This window comes from Stenotrophomonas ginsengisoli, from assembly GCF_001431485.1.
GTDB classification, from domain to species: Bacteria; Pseudomonadota; Gammaproteobacteria; order Xanthomonadales; family Xanthomonadaceae; genus Stenotrophomonas; species Stenotrophomonas ginsengisoli.
In genome coordinates this window covers 1-857 of sequence record NZ_LDJM01000084.1, presented here as the reverse complement: position 1 = coordinate 857, position 857 = coordinate 1, and the positions used below count along the sequence as shown (strand labels likewise).

The following is an 857-nucleotide window of genomic DNA, read 5'->3' as shown; positions in this document are numbered from 1 at the left end:
AGAGGGTTATAAGAGACAGGCCCTGGCCATTGCCAACGCCCTGGTGGCGATCTGGATCTTCTCCATCGTGCCCGAGTTTGCGATGCGCTTTGCCAGCTGGCTGATGGTGCGCACGTTGTACCGGCTGCGCGTGCGCGGGGTGGAAGAGCATGTGCCCGACGAAGGCGCCGCGCTGTTGGTGTGCAACCACGTCAGCTACATGGATGCGCTGATCCTGGCCGCGGTGGTGCCGCGCCCGGTGCGCTTTGTCATGTACTACAAGATCTTCAACATCCCCTTCATGAACTGGATCTTCCGCACCGCCAAGGCGATCCCGATTGCCAGCCCCAAGGAAGACGCCGCGCTGATGCAGCGCGCCTTCGACAGCGTCGACGAGGCCTTGGCCAATGGCGAGCTGGTGCTGATCTTCCCCGAAGGCCGGCTCACTGCCGATGGTGAAATCAACCCATTCAAGAGCGGGGTGGAGAAGATCCTGGCCCGCCGCCCGGTGCCGGTGGTGCCGATGGCCCTGTGCGGGATGTGGACCAGCATGTGGAGCCGCCGCGATACCCGCCTGGGCCGGATGCGCGTGCCGCGCCGCCTGCGTGCACGCATCGAGGTGATTGCCGCCCCCGCCCTGCCGCCGACCACCCCGGCCAGCGAACTGGAAACTGCCGTGCGCGCCCTGCGCGGCGATCGCGCCTGACCCCCACCCCGGCCTGATGTGCCGGTGCCCCACCCTGCCAAGGACTGCCGATGAACGCCCCACTGCCCCCGCCAACCCATACCGTACAACCGCTCAAGGACCCCGGTGTGGCCGCCCTGCTGGAGGTACTGCCGGCCTTCTTCCAGATCTTCGGCATCGGCCACCTCTATGC

Annotated in this window: 1 protein-coding gene; it reads left to right on the top strand. The window is 66.6% G+C overall.

Translation table 11 applies throughout. The features are described from left to right. Positions 1–685: 1-acyl-sn-glycerol-3-phosphate acyltransferase (locus ABB30_RS15420; protein WP_211263510.1), on the top strand; the 685-nt coding region annotated here is incomplete at its 5' end. Between the last annotated feature and the right edge of the window lie 172 nt (positions 686–857).